Source organism: Candidatus Binatia bacterium (assembly GCA_026415395.1).
Classification (GTDB): Bacteria; Desulfobacterota; Binatia; order HRBIN30; family HRBIN30; genus HRBIN30.
Genome location: JAOAHD010000001.1, coordinates 75951 through 91470, shown reverse-complemented (window position 1 = coordinate 91470; position 15520 = coordinate 75951). Strand labels below are relative to the sequence as shown.

Sequence of the window (15520 nt, the reverse complement as noted above, 5' to 3'; positions counted from 1 at the left end):
CTCGTGGCTTGATGGCAGGCATTGACAGGCCGCCCAGGGAGGGGCGGTTCGCTGCGCCGGAGGTGAATTCGCGCGGTTCGCGCTTATTCGTGAGGTACGCGTTTAACGGTGAGGCGAAGGGTCACCGTAGCCTCGGGCATAGGCGCGCGCAGCCCTTCGCAAAACTTCAAACTGGGCGCGCGCGTTGCGGCAGCCGGCACACATCGCTGTGTGCAGGCGTAGCGACAGCCGCTCTTGCAGCGATAGGGCTCGCTCATGGCCCTCCGACATCAAACGGGTGGCCTCCAAACAGTTCAGCATGTCTCCTCTCGACTGAACCAACGATTTTCTATGCACTCGCGCAAGCGAAGCCACGCGCGGTGGAGAAGGACGTGCAGGTTGCTGACGCTGAGCCCCAGCGTCGAACAAATCTCTTCGCTTTCCATCCTCTAAGAATTCGCGCATCATGAACACCCGTGCTTGCCTTGCCGGCAAGTGGTCCAGACACACCTCGAAAACGCGCCAAAACTCCGCGTTGGAAAACGTTTGTTCCGGATCACCCCAGGATTTCGGCCGTTCTTCGACGCGCCAGTATCCTTGTTCGTCGAACAAATCGCGCACTGCTTCCTCGTCGGACTCGCGCAACAATTCGCTTGCTTGCACGAGGCGGCTGCGCCGGCGCAATGCATCGGCGAGCTTGTTCTTGAGGATGGCGAACACCCAGGTTTTGAACGCAGAGCCGCCCGCAAACGAAGAGGCGTTTGCCATCGCAGCGGTGAGAGCTTCCTGGACTGCGTCTTCCGCTGCATCTGGGTCGGCCAAGTACAAGCTTGCGAACTTGAGCATTTGCGCTCGAATCTCTCGCAAGAAGGATTCATCCCAGTTGGCAGGTTTTCCCCGCGGAGCAGAAAATTCTGCGCCACGATCGAGCTTGCCATTCATTCCCTTCCACCTTGCGACTGCTGCCCGTTCTGTCACGGTTACCGTCCGAAGTGAAATGTTCTTGCGAGACTGTGAGAAGGTCATGGTTCTCGGTTGGCTCTGGATACTGTCGACACATGTGGCCAGTGGCGTCGCGTTTTGTCGGGCGAGATCAACAGTTCTTACACCGGAGCGATGCGCTGCCGTTTGGGCTTGCGCAGGCAAGGGCGCCCGGGACCAAGCGCGCATCTACAGCAGGCAGGTTTTTGCGAGCGTGGTTTGCAGAGGCTTTGCGCGTCCTGAGCCTGCGGGAGCTCGCGGCTCGGGCTGGAACGGGGATGCGCGCACCGCTCCGTGGGACGATGACGGCGCAAGAGCAGGAAACGGGGCGCGTGGATGAAGCTTCGCCGCTCCTGCTCGTTCACTGCTGAGGCCCATCCATGCGGCCCGGCTGGTTTAAGGCGCGTTTGCAAGCAGCCGGCGAGAAAGTGCGAGGAGGGGGACTCGAACCCCCACGGGTGTTACCCCACTAGCCCCTCAAACTAGCGCGTCTGCCAGTTCCGCCATCCTCGCACGAGAAAACTTTTCACTGCGGTGGAGCCGGTTGCTCTGCTGCAGGGGCAGCGGCTCCGCCCGACTCTGCCCCAGCTGCTTCTCCTTGGGGCGCAGCCTCGGGGGCCACAGCGGGAGCGCCGGTGCTTTGTGATTGCGCTGCAGGTGCTTCGAGAGGAGGTGGCTCCGGAAGAGCTTCGTCGAAAACGGTGCCGGTTACGCGATAGGCGCCCATGTAGGTCAGCCCCGCGGCAGTGAGCATAAACACCGTTGCCAGCCCGGCGGTCAGGCGGGTGAGGAAGTTGCCAGCCCCGGAGGAGCCGAACACCGTCGAGCTGCTGCCACCACCGAAAACTGCCCCCATGTCCGCCCCGCGGCCTTGCTGGAGCAGCACCACGCCGACCAAAAGAAGGCAGGTGATTACGTGGATGACAATCAACACCGTGTGCATGCTTTACTCCCGCGCACGCGACGAGAAACGGACAATGCGCAGGAACGACTGCGCCTCCAAACTGGCACCGCCAACCAGTGCACCATCGATATCGGGTTCTTTCATCAAATCGTCAATGTTATCCGGTTTCACGCTGCCCCCGTACAAAATCCGCACTTCAGTCGCAACCTCGCCAGCTTGCTCGCGTAGGAGGCCGCGAATGTAACTGTGGACTTCTTGGGCTTGTTGCGGCGTTGCCACGCGCCCCGTGCCAATTGCCCACACCGGTTCGTACGCCACAACGACGGCGCGTATAGCAGCGGCATCCAAGCCCAGCAACGCAGCGCGCACTTGTGCGGCCACGACATCGAGCGTGCGACCCGCTTCGCGCTCGCCCAGTGTTTCCCCAACGCAAACAATAGGCACAAGCCCGTGCCGTAACGCAGCATGCACTTTGCGTTGGACCGTGGTGTCGTTCTCCCCGAAGAATTGCCTCCGCTCGGAGTGGCCCAAGATCACGTACCGGCAGCCTGCGTCGACGAGCATGGGCGGCGAAATTTCCCCGGTGAAGGCACCACGGTCTTCCCAGTGCATGTTCTGAGCGGCGAGTCCGATCGACGAACCGTGCAACACCTCGCGCACCACATGAAGGGCCGTAAACGGCGGTGCGAGCACCACCTCGCGGTCGGTGAGGCCGTGTGCGCCATCGCGCATCGCTTGCGCCAAGGCGCGGGCTTCGGCGGCAAGCCCATGCATCTTCCAATTGCCGGCAATCAGCGGGGTTCGCATCGGCTCAATCCTCCAAAGCGGCAACGCCAGGAAGCGTGCGGCCTTCGAGAAATTCGAGCGTGGCGCCGCCCCCGGTCGAGACGTGGGAAATGCGATCGGCCTTGCCGGACCGTGCAACCGCGGCAGCGGAGTCGCCCCCACCCACTACCGTGATCGCGTTGGTACGGACTAAGGCGTCGACCATGGCCAACGTGCCGTGGGCAAAGGCATCGACTTCAAAAATTCCCATGGGGCCGTTCCAAAAAATCGTGCGCGCTTTGGATAGCTCCTGGGCAAAAAGCTCTTCAGTTTGCGGGCCGATGTCCACTCCGTAACAACCTGCGGGAATTCCCGGAGTGCTGATTTGCACTGGGGCCGAACCATCGAGAGCGGTGGACACGCGGTGGTCCACTGGAAGGAGAAAGATTTTGCCCTCGGACTGTGCACGCTGCAGGAGGCGCTCTGCCGTGGCTACGAGGTCTTCCTCGACCCGGGAGGCGCCCACATCGACGCCGCGGGTGCGGAGAAAGGTGTAGGCCATGGCGCCGCCAATCAGCATTCCGTCAACGACGCCCAGTAAATTCTCCAGCACGGCGAGTTTGTCCGAAACCTTGGCGCCACCGAGTAGGGCATACAAAGGGCGTTCAGGTCGGTGGAGAATTTTCCCCAAGTACTCGAGCTCGCGCTGCATGAGCAAGCCCGCGGCTTTCTCTGGCACGAAGGCCACCATCCCTACGGTCGATGCATGAGCTCGGTGCGCTGTTCCGAAGGCGTCGTTCACGTAAACATCGGCGAGGCGAGCAAGCGCACGGGCGAATTCAGGGTCATTTTGTTCCTCCCCGGCGTGAAAGCGCAGATTTTCCAGCAACAACACCTCGCCGACACCGAGAGCACTGGCCATAGATTCCACTTCGGGACCAATACAGTCCGGGGCAAAGACAACTCTTTGACCGAGGAGCTGCGAGAGGGCGTCGGCGACCGGGGCGAGACTTGCCTCCGGCAGGCGTTTCCCTTTGGGACGCCCGAGATGAGAGGCAAGAATCACACGCGCACCTTGGTTCAGCGCCAACTGAATGGTCGGCAACGAGGCGCGAATCCGGGTATCGTCGGCAACCTTGCCTGAGGACAGTGGGACGTTGAAATCCACGCGCACAAAGGTACGCTTGCCCGCTAATTGCAAATCCGTGATCACCCGCATGAACAGCGCTCCTCCTCGATGGTCAACGAGCTGTGCCCTTGTACCGTGAAAATTCGCACCCGCAAAGGTGTGTTCCTCTTGCGCCGTGAGGATCGAGTCGCTTCGCTGTTGCGGTCTGAGGCGTGGCGTGTGATGAGGATGGGAATGTGGTTGGTTTGGCTGGCTAGCCGGCCAGCGTGGGCCCAGGGTGTAGCGGCGAGCCCGACGCCACAGATGGACGTCTGGCACATCCTCACCCACTCGGGCCTGGTTGTTCAAAGCGTTCTGTACATCTTGGTGCTGTTCTCCATTGCCAGTTGGGGAACGATTTTCTTCAAACTCCGGCAAATTCGCATAGCGCGGCGCCAAACGGCGCGGTTTATCGAGATCTTTTGGGATACGAAAAATCTCACTGCGATCCACACAGCAAGTCAGGAACTGCGCGATAGTCCGGTGGCGCAGGTCTTTCGGGCCGGTTATCAGGAGCTAGTGCGGCTGACGCGCACCCGGCGGCCGGGTGGGGTCAACTCGCTCGAAGACACCGATCTCGGCGGTGTCGACAATGTGGAACGTGCGATGCGGAGGGCGATCCGCCAGGAGGTAACGCGATTGGAGCGGGCGCTCACGTTTCTGGCAACAACCGCGAGTGCGACGCCGTTCATCGGCCTCTTCGGCACTGTTTGGGGGATCATGAACGCATTCTTGGGGCTATCGCAGACGCAATCGTCGAGCATTCAAGCGGTGGCGCCCGGTATTGCAGAAGCCTTGATTGCCACCGCCACTGGCCTCGTCGCTGCCATTCCCGCCGTCATTGGCTACAATCACTTTGCTCGGCAAATCCGAGTGCTTACCGCCGAAATGGAGAACTTCGCCTCGGAATTTCTCAACATTGCCGAGCGGCACTTTCTAAAGTGAGGAGCGGATCCGAGATGGCGTTCGATGACTCCTCCTCGGGCACAAACGGGGCAATTGCCAATATCAACGTGACGCCGCTTGTCGACGTCATGCTGGTGTTGCTGGTGATCTTCATGGTCACTGCACCCATTTTGCAGCAAGGCGTGGCTGTGAGTTTGCCCAAGGTAAAAGCGGCTTCATTGCCGGGCGAGGAGCGACAACTGGTCGTCACCGTCGACCCTCGCGGGCAGGTGTATTTGAACGACGTTGCCATCCAGATCGAGGATTTGGGGGCGAAGTTGCAGGCGATTTTACGGGAGCAGCCGCAGAAGCAGGTGTATCTGCGCGCCGATCAAAACGTCCGCTACGGCGAAGTCATGCGGGTCGTTGCCGCGGTAAAGGCGGCAGGTGTGGAACGGCTGGGGATGGTGACGGAGCCGCCACGCGAGGAACCACGGCGGTAGCCTCGCGGAACGGTGCGGAGTCGTGTGGAGCAGCGAGCGGCATTTCTCCTCCGAAAGACGGTGGGAGCCGGCATTATGGGGCATGATCGCGCTGTCTGCCTTGGTCCATGCGGCCATCGTCATGCTCGCACTCCTGGTTCCGAAGGATTGGTTCCTCCGCAATGCGCCGCCGCTCGTTTCTTACACCGTTGATCTTGTGGCGCCTGAGCAGCTCGGCGGCACGAACCTGATCGAGGGAGGGAGAGGTCGCACCCAAGGCCAAACGATGGCGGCTGCGGAGCCGCCTGCACCCCCGCCCCAGCCGCGCGAGGAAGCCCGTGGGCCCGAGCCTCCGGTCAAAGCAGCCGCGGAAGCTAGTGAAAAGGAACCGCCGGAGAAGGCAGTGGCGCTTGCACCAGCTACACCCACCAAGGTTCGGCCGACCGAGACCCCGACTCAGGTTGCCGTTGCCGCAGCGAAAGTGCCTCCAACGGCCACACCGCTCCCGCCCGCCGTGATTGAGCAACTGCGCCGCGCGGCGGAGCAAGAGCAGGCGAGACGCCAAGCGGAAGAGGCGGAGCGGCGGCGAAGGGAAGAGGAAGCCAAGCGCCGGGCGGCCACTGCCGAAATGGAAAAGAAGGTGCAGGCGCAAGCCACTGCCACCGCCGCGGCTGAGGCCAAACAGCGCGAGCAAATCGAGCAACGGATCGTTGCCGCGGCCAAGCGGCTGCAAGAGCAGGCGGGAGAGCGAGGCGCGGGGAGCGGACCGCAAAAAGTGGCCAGCGCCGGCGGGCCATTGTCGGTTGGGCCCGGGCAGGGCACCGGTGGGAAGGTCATGGGCATTGACTACGTGCTGTACCTTGGCCAGCTCGAGCGCAAGCTCAAGGAAAATTGGGCATGGGCGGGCACGAACGATGCCTTGGAGGCAGTTGTGGGTTTCAGTATCTTGCCGGACGGCAAAGTGACGAACGTGCGCATTGTGAAATCCAGTGGCGACCGTAGCTTTGATCTGTCCGTCGAGCGTACGGTGCGAGCTCTCGACCCGATGCCACCACCACCGGAGGCTTACCGGGACTTGTTTGGCGACGTGCAGTACACGTTCAATGCAAAGTCGATGCAGGACTGACCCTCGGGGAGGAACGCCATGAAGACCCTCGGTACGTGGTGGATTGCGGTTGCTGTTTTCCTGCTCGCGCCTGGGGATGCGCGCGCACAAGTGCGAGGAACGATTTTCGGCCCGGGGGCACGGAGCTACCCAATTGCGGTCTCGCCGCTCCGCAACTTGTCGGACACAACGGTCGGGCGTGAACTAGGGACGCGCTTTGCAGACATTCTCGAGCGCGACTTGGTCTTATCGGGCTATTTTCGCTTAATTGACCGCTCCGCTCACATTGAGCAACCCGAGACCTCTGGGACTGAGGCGGAAAACATCAATTTCGACAGTTGGGCCGCGATTGGGGCGCTGGGTTTGGTCAAAGGTACGTTCCAACTCGAGGGAGACATCCTGACCGTCGAAGCGAAGTTGTTTGACGTGGCGCAGCGCCGGCAGCTCGTGGGGCGGCGCTACCGTGGCCCAGCAGATTTGTTGCGGCGCATGGCGCACCGTTTTGCTGATGAGATTATGCTCCAGTTCACGGGCGAGCGCGGGCCGTTTGACTCGCGCATCGCCTTCGTGTCGAACCGCGATGGACGCTTCAAGGAAATCTACACGATGAGCTTGGATGGCGGCGACCTGCAGCAGGTCACAAAGGCGCAAAGCATCACCGTGTCGCCGTCCTGGTCCCCTGATGTTCGCTACCTCCTCTACACGTCGTACAAGAAAGGCAACCCGGATTTGTTTCTGCTCGACACCTTGAGCGGTCGGGAGCTGACTTTGTCGCGTCGCGCCGGGTTGAACCTCGGCGGTCGGTTTTCGCCTGATGGTTCGACCATCGCGATGACCTTGGAGGAAGGTGCGAACTCTGAAATCGTGTTGCTCGACCGCACCGGGGAACTACTTCAAAAACTTACGGACCACTGGGCCATCGATGTCTCGCCGTCTTGGTCGCCGGACGGTCGGCAAATTGCCTTTTGCTCGAACCGTTCGGGCACTCCCCAAATTTATGTGATGAATGCCGACGGCACTGGTGTGCGTCGCATCACGTTCGAGGGTGATTACAACACCGCGCCGACTTGGTCGCCGAAGGGAGATCGCATTGCGTTTGTGCGGCGGTACGAGGGTGGATTCAACATCTTCACGGTGCGACCGGATGGCAGCGATTTGAGGCAGCTTACGCAGGCTGCTGGCAACAATGAGGACCCGAGTTGGTCGCCCGACGGCCGTTACATCGTTTTCAGTTCCAACCGCACGGGCCGGAAGAAGCTGTACGTGATGGATGCCCAAGGGATGAGCCAAGTTCAATTGACTCATGGGGGCGGTGATGATACCAGTCCGGCCTGGTCTCGGTGGCTGGAGTGAAGGCTCGGAACGATGGAGCGGATCCTGTGGACTTCGCGGGGAGGAGGAGCATAATGGCTAGCCGCGTGCTGATCGTGGCCGCATTGGCACTGGTTGTCGTGCTGCCCGGATGCCCAGGGCGCAAGAAAGCGCCGGGTGCGGCCGGTGAAGGCGCGGGCTTGGAGGAGCGCGGCATCGATACGGCTGGCAGCCTCGAGCGCTTCAAAGCTGGTGAGAAACCTGCCGCCGATAGTGGTCCACTCAAGGATGTTCACTTTGCCTTCGACTCCTACGAGCTCGACGATGAGGCGCGTGCTATCTTGCGAGAAAATGCCGACTGGCTGCAGGATAACCCGCGCGAAAAGGTGGAGATTGAGGGCCACTGTGACGAGCGCGGCACGGTTGAGTACAACCTTGCCCTCGGTGCGAAGCGAGCGCGTGCAGTGAAGGATTACCTCGTAAGTCTAGGCATCGCGCCTGAACGGATGACCACGATTAGCTACGGCGAGGAACTTCCGCTCTGCACGGAACACACGGAAGAGTGCTGGGCCAAGAACCGGCGCGCGCATTTTGTTTTGTTGGGCGACTGAAGTGCCGGTTCCTAAACGATTGATTGTTCGAGGGCTACTGGTTGCCGCAGGGTGTGTGTTGGGCGCAGGCTGCGCCACCCGCGCCCAAGTCGACAAGATCCAACGGGATCAGCGTGAGCTCCGTGCGCTCGTTGCCGACCAGAACGTAGCCATCGAGGGCATGCGCCGCCGCCTGGACATTTTGCGGCAGGAAGTTGCGGACATTTCCCGCGGAGGCCGTCCGGGAAGCGTCCCCGCCAACCTGCAACAGCGCTTGGCCGAGCTCGATGCGCGCATTACCGCGTTGGAACAAGCACGCGCATTGGCGGGCGTGCCGGCGCCGCCTCCAGCGGGTGTGCCGCCAACAGGTGGGGAGGTGGCAGCAGTGCCAGGCACGGCTGCACCGCCACCGCGACCGTTGAGCCCGTTCGAAGCCGCGCTCGCGAAGGAAGAGGCGGCACTGCAAGGCAAGTCTGGTGCGTCCGACTTGCTGGAGGGGTTGGCGCTAGTTCGTCAGGGCCAATGTGCGCAAGCAACCGCACGATTGCGCGACTTCATCCGGAAAAACCCGAACTCCGACTTGGCGGATAACGCTCAGTACTGGATCGGCGCTTGTTACTTCAACCAAAAGGAGTACGCAAAAGCAGTTACCGAGCTCACGGAAGTGATGCTCCGTTACCGAAAAGGGGATAAAGCGCCGGCCGCCTTGCTTTTGTTGGCCGACGCCTTTGCTGCAAACGGAGAGACTACCGACGCCAAGTTGGTGCTTCAAAAAATCGTCAGCGAGTACCCGCGCACCGAAGAAGCGGAGCAGGCCAAGCAGAAGCTGCAAACGCTGGGCAACTAACTGCTGAGTCGGAACGAAGAGGCCGCGGTTCGGTTACGCCGGAAACAACGATTGCGCTCGCTGGGCGAGTTTTTTGAATCCCCACTGCGCACAAAATCGCTGGAAGCGGCGATGATCAACACCTAACCAGCGAAGCTCCTCGAGCCGAACTTGGGGGAGTGGTGCGTCAACCCGCAGCGTGGCGAGGGTCTTGAACAGCAGCGCTTCGCTCCAGTGGATCCGTAAGTTCTGCACAAGTTGCTCCTTGTTGCGCAGCGTCCGAGGCCAGCGTGTGGCGTCGAGCGGCACGTGCTCGAGGTGGCGAAAGACTTGCAGAGCCGCGGTTGCACTGCGGGGACCAAAGCCAGGTATGCCTGGGATTCCATCTGCCGGATCACCCACCAGGGCCAACCAATCGGGCACGCTCTCCGGGTAAACACCGAACCGTGCCACGACTGCGGCTTCATCCGTCAAGCGGTCGCGGTGGCGATCGAACACGATCACGCGTTGGCCGCGCACACACTGGGCGAAGTCCTTGTCGGGGGACACAAGAAGCGTGCGCTCGGCGGCGGCGCGAAATCGCGCTGCGGCAGTCGCCATCGCATCATCGGCTTCGAATTCCACCATCGGCCACACGGCAAGCCCGAGCGCTCGCAGGGCATCCTCGGCAAGCGAGAACTGATCGAGAAGTTCGCGTGGCACCCCCGCGCTGGACTTGTAGCCGGGGTACAGGTGGTTGCGGAAGGACTCGATCACATGATCCGTCGCCACAGCGATGGCCTGGCCGCGGAGGGTGGCCAGCCACGGTAGGAGCGACGCCAGCATGCCATGGACGGCGCCAACCTCCCGAGCTCCGGTAGGGTCTTGCCGACGGGGCGCTCCATAGTAGGCACGAAACAGCTCGTAAGTGCCGTCGACGAGGTAGAGTTCCATTGCGGACCCGCCCATCCTGGCAGCTCTCTACCCGGATGCAAGCAGGCGAACCTGGGTGAGCGGGATGGAGAGAACCAAGCACAAATCAGGCGAGTGGCCTGGGATGCGGCGACCTTTGCCAGTTCGGTGCCTTGGGAAGGTGGAGAGCTCAGGTGACCCGGCCGGGCGAGTAGAGTGACTCGATGTCCTGTTTGGAGAGTTCATCCGCCTGGCATCGATTGCCAGCGCACCCTCGTTTCCGGGTTCTTCCCTGAATCAAAGTGATGGGTCCCCGAATCAAAGTGAGTGGCCCGCTCACTCAGAGTGAGTGGCTCAACCCTGCTCCAAGGGGAAAGCGCCTGAGAACTCAAGGTCAGTCGAGTTGGCAAGGTTTTAGATTCGGGAATTTGGCCGCAGGAAGAACCATATGAGCAGGAGGCAGGAGCAGATGCCCAAGAAAAGCGCCTTGAACTACGGCTCCGGGGACAATTGGGGGAGACGAATGGTGTTGTCCTGCGTTCACTGGGGGCTGGCTGGGCTCCTTGGACTCATGGGCTGCACGAAGCCGGTCCGTGTCCCGGTGTCCCCGGGGGATGCACAAAGGGTGGGCGACCGGAAGCCGGTTGCTGTCACACTGTGGGTGGACCCCTCTTTAAGCGAAGGAACGTATGAAACCGCGTTCGCATACGCCACCTTGGGCAAGGTGCACCTCACGGTATCCTATGGGCCCTCTTTAAGGGAAACGATTCGTCGGGCCGCCCAGGTAAGTTTCGCGCGCGTATTCGAGGGAGAGCGCTGCGCGGAGTCATCTTCCGTTCTCGTGCGGGTGGACTGGGCGGCGCGTCCTACGCTCGCCATGGGATGGGATACGGGTTTTCGGGAGGGAGCGCGGGGGCATGTGGAGTTACCTTTGCGGGTCATTGTCTCGGACTGTGACGGCCGCCTTCTGATGCGCCGCACGGTTCTTGGTTCCTACGCGGGAGAGGGAGGGCGTGCAGGGGCATTGAACGCTCCGGGGGAGGATGACTTTGCCCCGATCATCAACGCGGGGCTGCAGGATGTCGCAAACAAGCTCACCGCATTGTTCGCGTCGGTTCCGGTGCCAGCGGCACCGGTAGCGCAAAATCAACAGTAGGAAGGAGGCTCAGTTGTGAAACCACGCATTGAGAAAGGGCTATATGCGGTCCTAGGGTTTATCCTGAGTGGCTGCGCCACACTGATTTCTGGCCCGACCCAACGGGTGCAGATTGTTTCAGACCCGCCAGGGGCAGTGGCCAAAATTGGTGTGCGGGAGGTGACGACGCCAGCCACCGTGGAACTTTCGCGCAAGACTTCGTATCGCGTGACCATCGAGAAAGACGGTTACGAGCCTGCCCAGCGAGAAATCAGCCGCCGGACGAACAACCAGGTTTATTGGAACCTATTGGCCGGCGGCATGGTGCTGGGCATGCTGGTCGACTTGTCCAGCGGGGCCTTTTACGAACTCGACCCTCCAGTGATCCAGGTTTCTCTCATTCCGAAAGGAGAGGGTCCTCAGGCATCGAACCGCTAGCAACGAGTGTGTGCGCGCGGGTTGCGGGTATTCGGGTAGCTGCGGCCCTGATCGCTCGCGGAATCTCGTCAGGCGATGGTCAACGGCGGCTGGGTACTACGCTGCCGTGATTGGGTTGGCCGCGTTGTTGGGCATATCCCAGCCGTATTCCGTGGCGATCCGCTGGGCAATGTACTCGCCAATCGCAAGCGATGCTGTTGCCGCCGGGGAGGGCGCGTTCAGCACGTGCACGACCCGTGCTGCCATAACGATGGAGAAGTCGTCGACTAGCCTGCCGTCAGCAGCCACTGCTTGGGCGCGGACGCCGGCTCCCCCAGGAAGTAAGTCTTCAGGGCGCACTTCGGGTACGAGCTTTTGCAGGGCGCGGCAAAATGCACGCTTGCTCGCGGAACGATAAAGTTCTCCCAGTGCTGTGCGCCAGTGGCGGATCAGGAGATGACGAAACCCGGGAAAGCGCAGGGCCTCGACCAGCTCCCCCCAAGCCACTTGCCGGAGCCTGTATCCCTCCCGAGCAAACGCCAGCACGGCGTTGGGACCAGCTTCATACTCGCCATTAATTCGCTTCGTAAAGTGCACTCCGAGGAAGGGAAAGCGGGGGTCGGGTACAGGGTAAATGAGCGCCCGAACAAGCTGCTGGTCCGGCCGCAAGCGATAATATTCTCCACGAAAAGGAACAATTTGAACGTCTGGTTTGTGCCCTAAGAGTGTAGCCACCTTGTCCGCGTAAAGACCGGCGCAGCTCACCACCAAGCGGGCGCGACAGGAGCCCGCCGTGGTGTCGAGCACTACTTCGTTTTGTTCTACTGCTCCCCCAACCACCCGGGCGCCCAGTTGCACCAGTGCCCCTTGGCTTTCGATCTCGCTCCGAATTGCGCGCGCGACCGCGGCGAAATCAACAATTGCGGTTCCAGGAGAGTGGATTGCTTTGACGCCGCTCGCATGGGGCTCAATTTCTCGGAGCTCCTGCGGGCCAATCAAGCGCAGGCCGGGCACCCCGTTTTGCTGGCCACGCCGGAACAACTCCTCGAGGCGGGGCACTTCGGTGTCGTTCGTGGCAACCACGACTTTTCCGCATTCGTCCACGGCCACTCCGTGCTCGGCACAAAACGCCTTCATCTTGCGTACGCCGTCCACGCACAGCTTCGCCTTCAAAGAGCCCGGCTTGTAATAGATCCCGGCGTGAATCACGCCGCTGTTGTGACCAGTTTGGTGCGCCGCAACCGTCCGTTCTTTCTCCAGCACGAGGATGCGATCTTGCGGGCGTAAACGTTGCAAGGCGCGCGCGGTCGCCAAACCCACAATTCCCGCCCCAATCACCGCTATGTCATACCGGCCTAAGTCACTCACCCGCCGGCTTGTACCGAGCGGAGCTCAGAGGAGCAACGCCGTTACCGCGCTCGTGGCGTTCAATCGCCGTAGCCTAGCGCACGGAGTTGCTCGCGTGTGGCAGCATCTGGGGTGACGATGGGAACCGCTCGAGGTGCGGCCGCGAGCTGCTCTTGGAAAGCTGTCCAAGCGGACTTGAGTTCCTCCAAACGTTCGGCCGGTACGACAGTACCGTCCACCTCCTGCAGGGTATTGCCGAGACCGAATGCGGCTATGGTCCTGTCAAGTGCGATGAGCAGTTTGTACCGGCCTTGAACGACCGCGGCGCGGTGCTTAGGCGCGGCGGCGGGTGCGGCTCTTAGCGGGAGCAACTCGGCGAACACCGCGCGGTGGGGCTCGCCACAGCGCTCCCGCGCGATCCACTTCCGGATGCGAGACAGCCACGAGCTCGCGGGAGCACAGCCGGCAAGCGAGATCGCGTTGAACTTGAGCGACGCGCGCGGCCGTTGTACGCCCGCGACCTCTAATGATGTTGGCAGAATGTCAATCAGGGAGACCGGGGTGTGGACGTCCACCCGCTGCTTTTGCCCAGGAAACCAGGTGAGCAAAGGAACGCGGACGACTTCTTCGTACAACGTGCGCCCGTGGCCGATGTGGTCGTGGTCGAAGAGCTCTTCTCCATGGTCCGCAGTGATGATGAGGAGCATGTGCTTCGCAATCCCGTGGCGTTCGAGCACATCAAAAAGGTCGGCGAGGGCCCGATCGGTGGCCAGCACCTCGCCGGCATAAAGGGCGCGCACCGCGTTGCGGGCCTCGGGTGGGACGTTGCCATCCAAACGAAGCTGCCCGAAGTACAGTTCGCCAGTGAGTTTCCGCAGCCTCTCCGGCTCACCGTAACGGGGCAGTACCTGGGAGAAAAACTCGTCTTTCGGGCCATAAGGCCAATGGGGATCCATCAGATGCAAATAAAGGAAGAGCGGGGACGAGTCCCCGTGCTGGTGTTCCGAGAGCCACTGGTCCAAGACCCGCAGCGCTTCTTCCGCGCGCACCTTCCCCTTGCGGTCTGGTCCGAGAAGATCCTTAGTGTCGACGAACGTCGCAAACCCGGTAGAAAAGATCGAGGAGCGCGCGACAAATGCGTTGGCAGAGATCGCTAAGGTGCGGTAGCCGCTGCGCGCGAAGGCCAATGCCGCGGAGTTGTCGTCGAAGGTAGGTGCAGCGCCAAACCGGGTGGCCCCATGCAACGAGGGATACTTGGCACTGAACAACGACGCCACTGAGGGGACCGTCCACGACGAGGGCGCGTAAGCTTGCCAGAACACGGTGGCTGACTGGGCGCGCTGCAAAAGCGACGGCGTGAGATGAGCCGACGGTTCGTAAACGTCAACGTGGTCCCAACGAAGCGAGTCGACCACCACCCAAACGACATGTGGCCGAGCGGCCAGCGAAATCCGTGGAAGCAGAGGAACGAGAGCAAGGGCAATGATGATGATGATGAAGCCTGGGCACCACTTCGCTAGACGAGACCCCTTCAAGGTGGCGGAAGCCCAGCAGCAGCCGCGTCCCGGAAAGGTCTGTTTCTCAGCACAGGAAAGGGATAAGTTGCCGTCTTGCGAAAGGAGGAAGGATCGATGCTCCCGACTCATCGTTTGCGCGCCCTCGGGCAAAGTGTTTGGCTGGACCAAATCACACGTTCGTTGCTGCGTAAAGGCACGTTGCGGAAGTACATCGAGGAGTTTGGGGTCAGCGGATTGACCTCGAACCCGACGATTTTCGACAACGCCATCAAGAACTCTCGCGACTACGATTCCTCGATTTCTGAGGGGATGCGCCGCGGCCTTCACGGTGAGCAGTTGTTCCTTGCCCTGGCGCTGGAGGACCTGCGCGAAGCGGCAGACCTCTTCCGGCCAGCGTACGAGGCGTCGGGAGGAACTGACGGATTCGTTTCTTTAGAAGTTTCGCCTGAGCTGGCCTATGACACTGAGGCTACCATCCGCGCGGCTTCCGAGCTTTGGCAGGCGGCGGAGCGGCCAAATCTCTTTATCAAGATTCCGGGTACCCCTCCCGGCCTGCCCGCGATCGAGGAGAGTATTTTTCGCGGCGTGCCCGTGAACGTTACGCTGCTGTTTTCCTGGGAGCACTACCTGTCCGCGGCTGAGGCATACATGAAAGGAGTCGAGCGGCGCATCGCGGCTGGGCTCGACCCGCGCATTCCTTCGGTAGCGTCGCTGTTCGTCAGCCGCTGGGACAAGGCGGTCTTGGGCAAAGTGCCGGAGCGGCTGCGCAACCGCTTGGGTTACGCGGTGGCGTTGAAAACGTACCGGGCCTACAACGAGTTGCTTGCCAGCGAACGTTGGCAGCGTTTGGCAGCGGAAGGTGCGCGCCCGCAAAAACTCCTGTGGGCGAGCACGGGAACAAAAGATCCGGCTGCCTCCGATGTCCTTTACATCGAGGCGTTGGCCGCTCCGAACACCATCAACACGATGCCGGAGGAAACGTTGCTCGCGTTTGTGGATCACGGTCGGGTAGGAGAGCCTCTGCCGGTTGACGGCCGCGGCGCCGAAGAGCTCTTGGCAGAATTCGCGACGGCTGGTGTGGACGTAGGGGCGCTCGCTGAACGGTTGCAAAAAGAGGGTGCGGAAGCCTTCCAGCAGTCTTGGCGTGCTTTGCTTGAGCGGTTGAGTGTCCGTGAGGCGGAGCTGCGTGCGGCCGTGTAAGTTTCCCCACGCGAGAA

The 15520-nt window shown here is 61.4% G+C and carries 15 protein-coding genes, 1 tRNA gene and 1 pseudogene; 9 read left to right on the top strand and 8 right to left on the bottom strand.

Annotated features, from left to right (window positions below; genetic code table 11):
* Nucleotides 1-293 precede the first annotated feature (293 nt).
* The 5 genes and pseudogenes from N3C12_00360 to N3C12_00340 form a co-directional block, all read right to left on the bottom strand.
* Nucleotides 294-825 (bottom strand): annotated as a pseudogene (locus N3C12_00360) (sigma-70 family RNA polymerase sigma factor).
* A 564-nt stretch (nt 826-1389) separates the two neighbouring features.
* Nucleotides 1390-1473 (bottom strand) — tRNA-Leu (locus tag N3C12_00355).
* Between the two features lie 13 nt (nt 1474-1486).
* Nucleotides 1487-1903: a preprotein translocase subunit SecG gene (secG, locus tag N3C12_00350; protein ID MCX8070896.1), complete on the bottom strand. Its 417-nt coding sequence runs from the start codon at nt 1901-1903 to the stop codon at nt 1487-1489.
* 3 nt (nt 1904-1906) lie between these two features.
* On the bottom strand, nt 1907-2671 hold the full coding sequence (gene tpiA / locus N3C12_00345; protein MCX8070895.1) for a triose-phosphate isomerase: 765 nt from the start codon (nt 2669-2671) through the stop codon (nt 1907-1909).
* 4 nt (nt 2672-2675) lie between these two features.
* On the bottom strand, nt 2676-3854 hold the full coding sequence (locus tag N3C12_00340; protein MCX8070894.1) for a phosphoglycerate kinase: 1179 nt from the start codon (nt 3852-3854) through the stop codon (nt 2676-2678).
* Nucleotides 3855-4061: 207 nt separating this feature from the next.
* On the opposite strand from N3C12_00340, the gene tolQ reads away from it, so the two are divergent.
* From tolQ to ybgF, 6 genes are all read left to right on the top strand, one after another.
* Nucleotides 4062-4742 (top strand): protein TolQ, encoded by a 681-nt coding sequence (tolQ, locus tag N3C12_00335; GenBank protein MCX8070893.1) that lies wholly within the window; start codon nt 4062-4064, stop codon nt 4740-4742.
* Nucleotides 4743-4756: 14 nt separating this feature from the next.
* A complete protein-coding gene (gene tolR, locus N3C12_00330) occupies nt 4757-5185 on the top strand; it encodes a protein TolR (GenBank protein ID MCX8070892.1) in 429 nt (142 codons plus the stop codon).
* An 82-nt stretch (nt 5186-5267) separates the two neighbouring features.
* Nucleotides 5268-6290 carry a cell envelope integrity protein TolA gene (gene tolA / locus N3C12_00325; GenBank protein ID MCX8070891.1) on the top strand — a complete coding sequence of 341 codons (1023 nt, stop codon included), beginning with the start codon at nt 5268-5270 and terminating at the stop codon, nt 6288-6290.
* Between the two features lie 18 nt (nt 6291-6308).
* Nucleotides 6309-7622, top strand: coding sequence for a Tol-Pal system beta propeller repeat protein TolB (tolB, locus tag N3C12_00320; protein MCX8070890.1), 1314 nt, complete (start codon nt 6309-6311; stop codon nt 7620-7622).
* 53 nt (nt 7623-7675) lie between these two features.
* Nucleotides 7676-8191, top strand: coding sequence for a peptidoglycan-associated lipoprotein Pal (gene pal, locus N3C12_00315; protein ID MCX8070889.1), 516 nt, complete (start codon nt 7676-7678; stop codon nt 8189-8191).
* Nucleotide 8192: 1 nt separating this feature from the next.
* The gene (gene ybgF, locus N3C12_00310) at nt 8193-9017 is read left to right on the top strand and encodes a tol-pal system protein YbgF (GenBank protein MCX8070888.1); all 825 of its coding nucleotides are present in this window, start codon (nt 8193-8195) and stop codon (nt 9015-9017) included.
* A gap of 33 nt (nt 9018-9050) precedes the next feature.
* Here the strand turns inward: ybgF and N3C12_00305 are convergent, their stop codons facing one another.
* A complete protein-coding gene (locus N3C12_00305; GenBank protein MCX8070887.1) occupies nt 9051-9944 on the bottom strand; it encodes a flap endonuclease in 894 nt (297 codons plus the stop codon).
* Between the two features lie 391 nt (nt 9945-10335).
* Between N3C12_00305 and N3C12_00300 the strand changes: the two genes are divergently transcribed.
* Both N3C12_00300 and N3C12_00295 read left to right on the top strand, forming a co-directional pair.
* Nucleotides 10336-11043, top strand: a complete 708-nt coding sequence (locus N3C12_00300) for a hypothetical protein (protein MCX8070886.1) — start codon at nt 10336-10338, stop codon at nt 11041-11043.
* 15 nt (nt 11044-11058) lie between these two features.
* The gene (locus tag N3C12_00295) at nt 11059-11460 is read left to right on the top strand and encodes a PEGA domain-containing protein (GenBank protein ID MCX8070885.1); all 402 of its coding nucleotides are present in this window, start codon (nt 11059-11061) and stop codon (nt 11458-11460) included.
* A gap of 96 nt (nt 11461-11556) precedes the next feature.
* Here N3C12_00295 and lhgO read toward each other — a convergent pair whose 3' ends face one another.
* Both lhgO and N3C12_00285 read right to left on the bottom strand, forming a co-directional pair.
* Nucleotides 11557-12807 (bottom strand): L-2-hydroxyglutarate oxidase, encoded by a 1251-nt coding sequence (gene lhgO, locus N3C12_00290; GenBank protein ID MCX8070884.1) that lies wholly within the window; start codon nt 12805-12807, stop codon nt 11557-11559.
* A gap of 59 nt (nt 12808-12866) precedes the next feature.
* A complete protein-coding gene (locus N3C12_00285) occupies nt 12867-14432 on the bottom strand; it encodes a sulfatase (GenBank protein MCX8070883.1) in 1566 nt (521 codons plus the stop codon).
* Here N3C12_00285 and tal point away from each other — a divergent pair.
* Nucleotides 14418-15503 carry a transaldolase gene (gene tal, locus N3C12_00280; protein ID MCX8070882.1) on the top strand — a complete coding sequence of 362 codons (1086 nt, stop codon included), beginning with the start codon at nt 14418-14420 and terminating at the stop codon, nt 15501-15503. The two genes, N3C12_00285 and tal, sit on opposite strands and share 15 nt — an antisense overlap.
* The last annotated feature ends 17 nt before the right edge of the window (nt 15504-15520 follow it).

Coding starts and splice junctions, on each gene's coding strand:
- secG (MCX8070896.1), bottom strand. CDS start 1,903: ATGCACACGGTGTTGATTGTCATCCACGTAATCACCTGCCTTCTTTTG.
- N3C12_00285 (MCX8070883.1), bottom strand. CDS start 14,432: ATGAGTCGGGAGCATCGATCCTTCCTCCTTTCGCAAGACGGCAACTTA.
- tolR (MCX8070892.1), top strand. CDS start 4,757: ATGGCGTTCGATGACTCCTCCTCGGGCACAAACGGGGCAATTGCCAAT.
- N3C12_00300 (MCX8070886.1), top strand. CDS start 10,336: ATGAGCAGGAGGCAGGAGCAGATGCCCAAGAAAAGCGCCTTGAACTAC.
- tolA (MCX8070891.1), top strand. CDS start 5,268: ATGATCGCGCTGTCTGCCTTGGTCCATGCGGCCATCGTCATGCTCGCA.
- tolB (MCX8070890.1), top strand. CDS start 6,309: ATGAAGACCCTCGGTACGTGGTGGATTGCGGTTGCTGTTTTCCTGCTC.
- tpiA (MCX8070895.1), bottom strand. CDS start 2,671: ATGCGAACCCCGCTGATTGCCGGCAATTGGAAGATGCATGGGCTTGCC.
- tolQ (MCX8070893.1), top strand. CDS start 4,062: ATGGACGTCTGGCACATCCTCACCCACTCGGGCCTGGTTGTTCAAAGC.
- pal (MCX8070889.1), top strand. CDS start 7,676: ATGGCTAGCCGCGTGCTGATCGTGGCCGCATTGGCACTGGTTGTCGTG.
- N3C12_00305 (MCX8070887.1), bottom strand. CDS start 9,944: ATGGGCGGGTCCGCAATGGAACTCTACCTCGTCGACGGCACTTACGAG.
- tal (MCX8070882.1), top strand. CDS start 14,418: ATGCTCCCGACTCATCGTTTGCGCGCCCTCGGGCAAAGTGTTTGGCTG.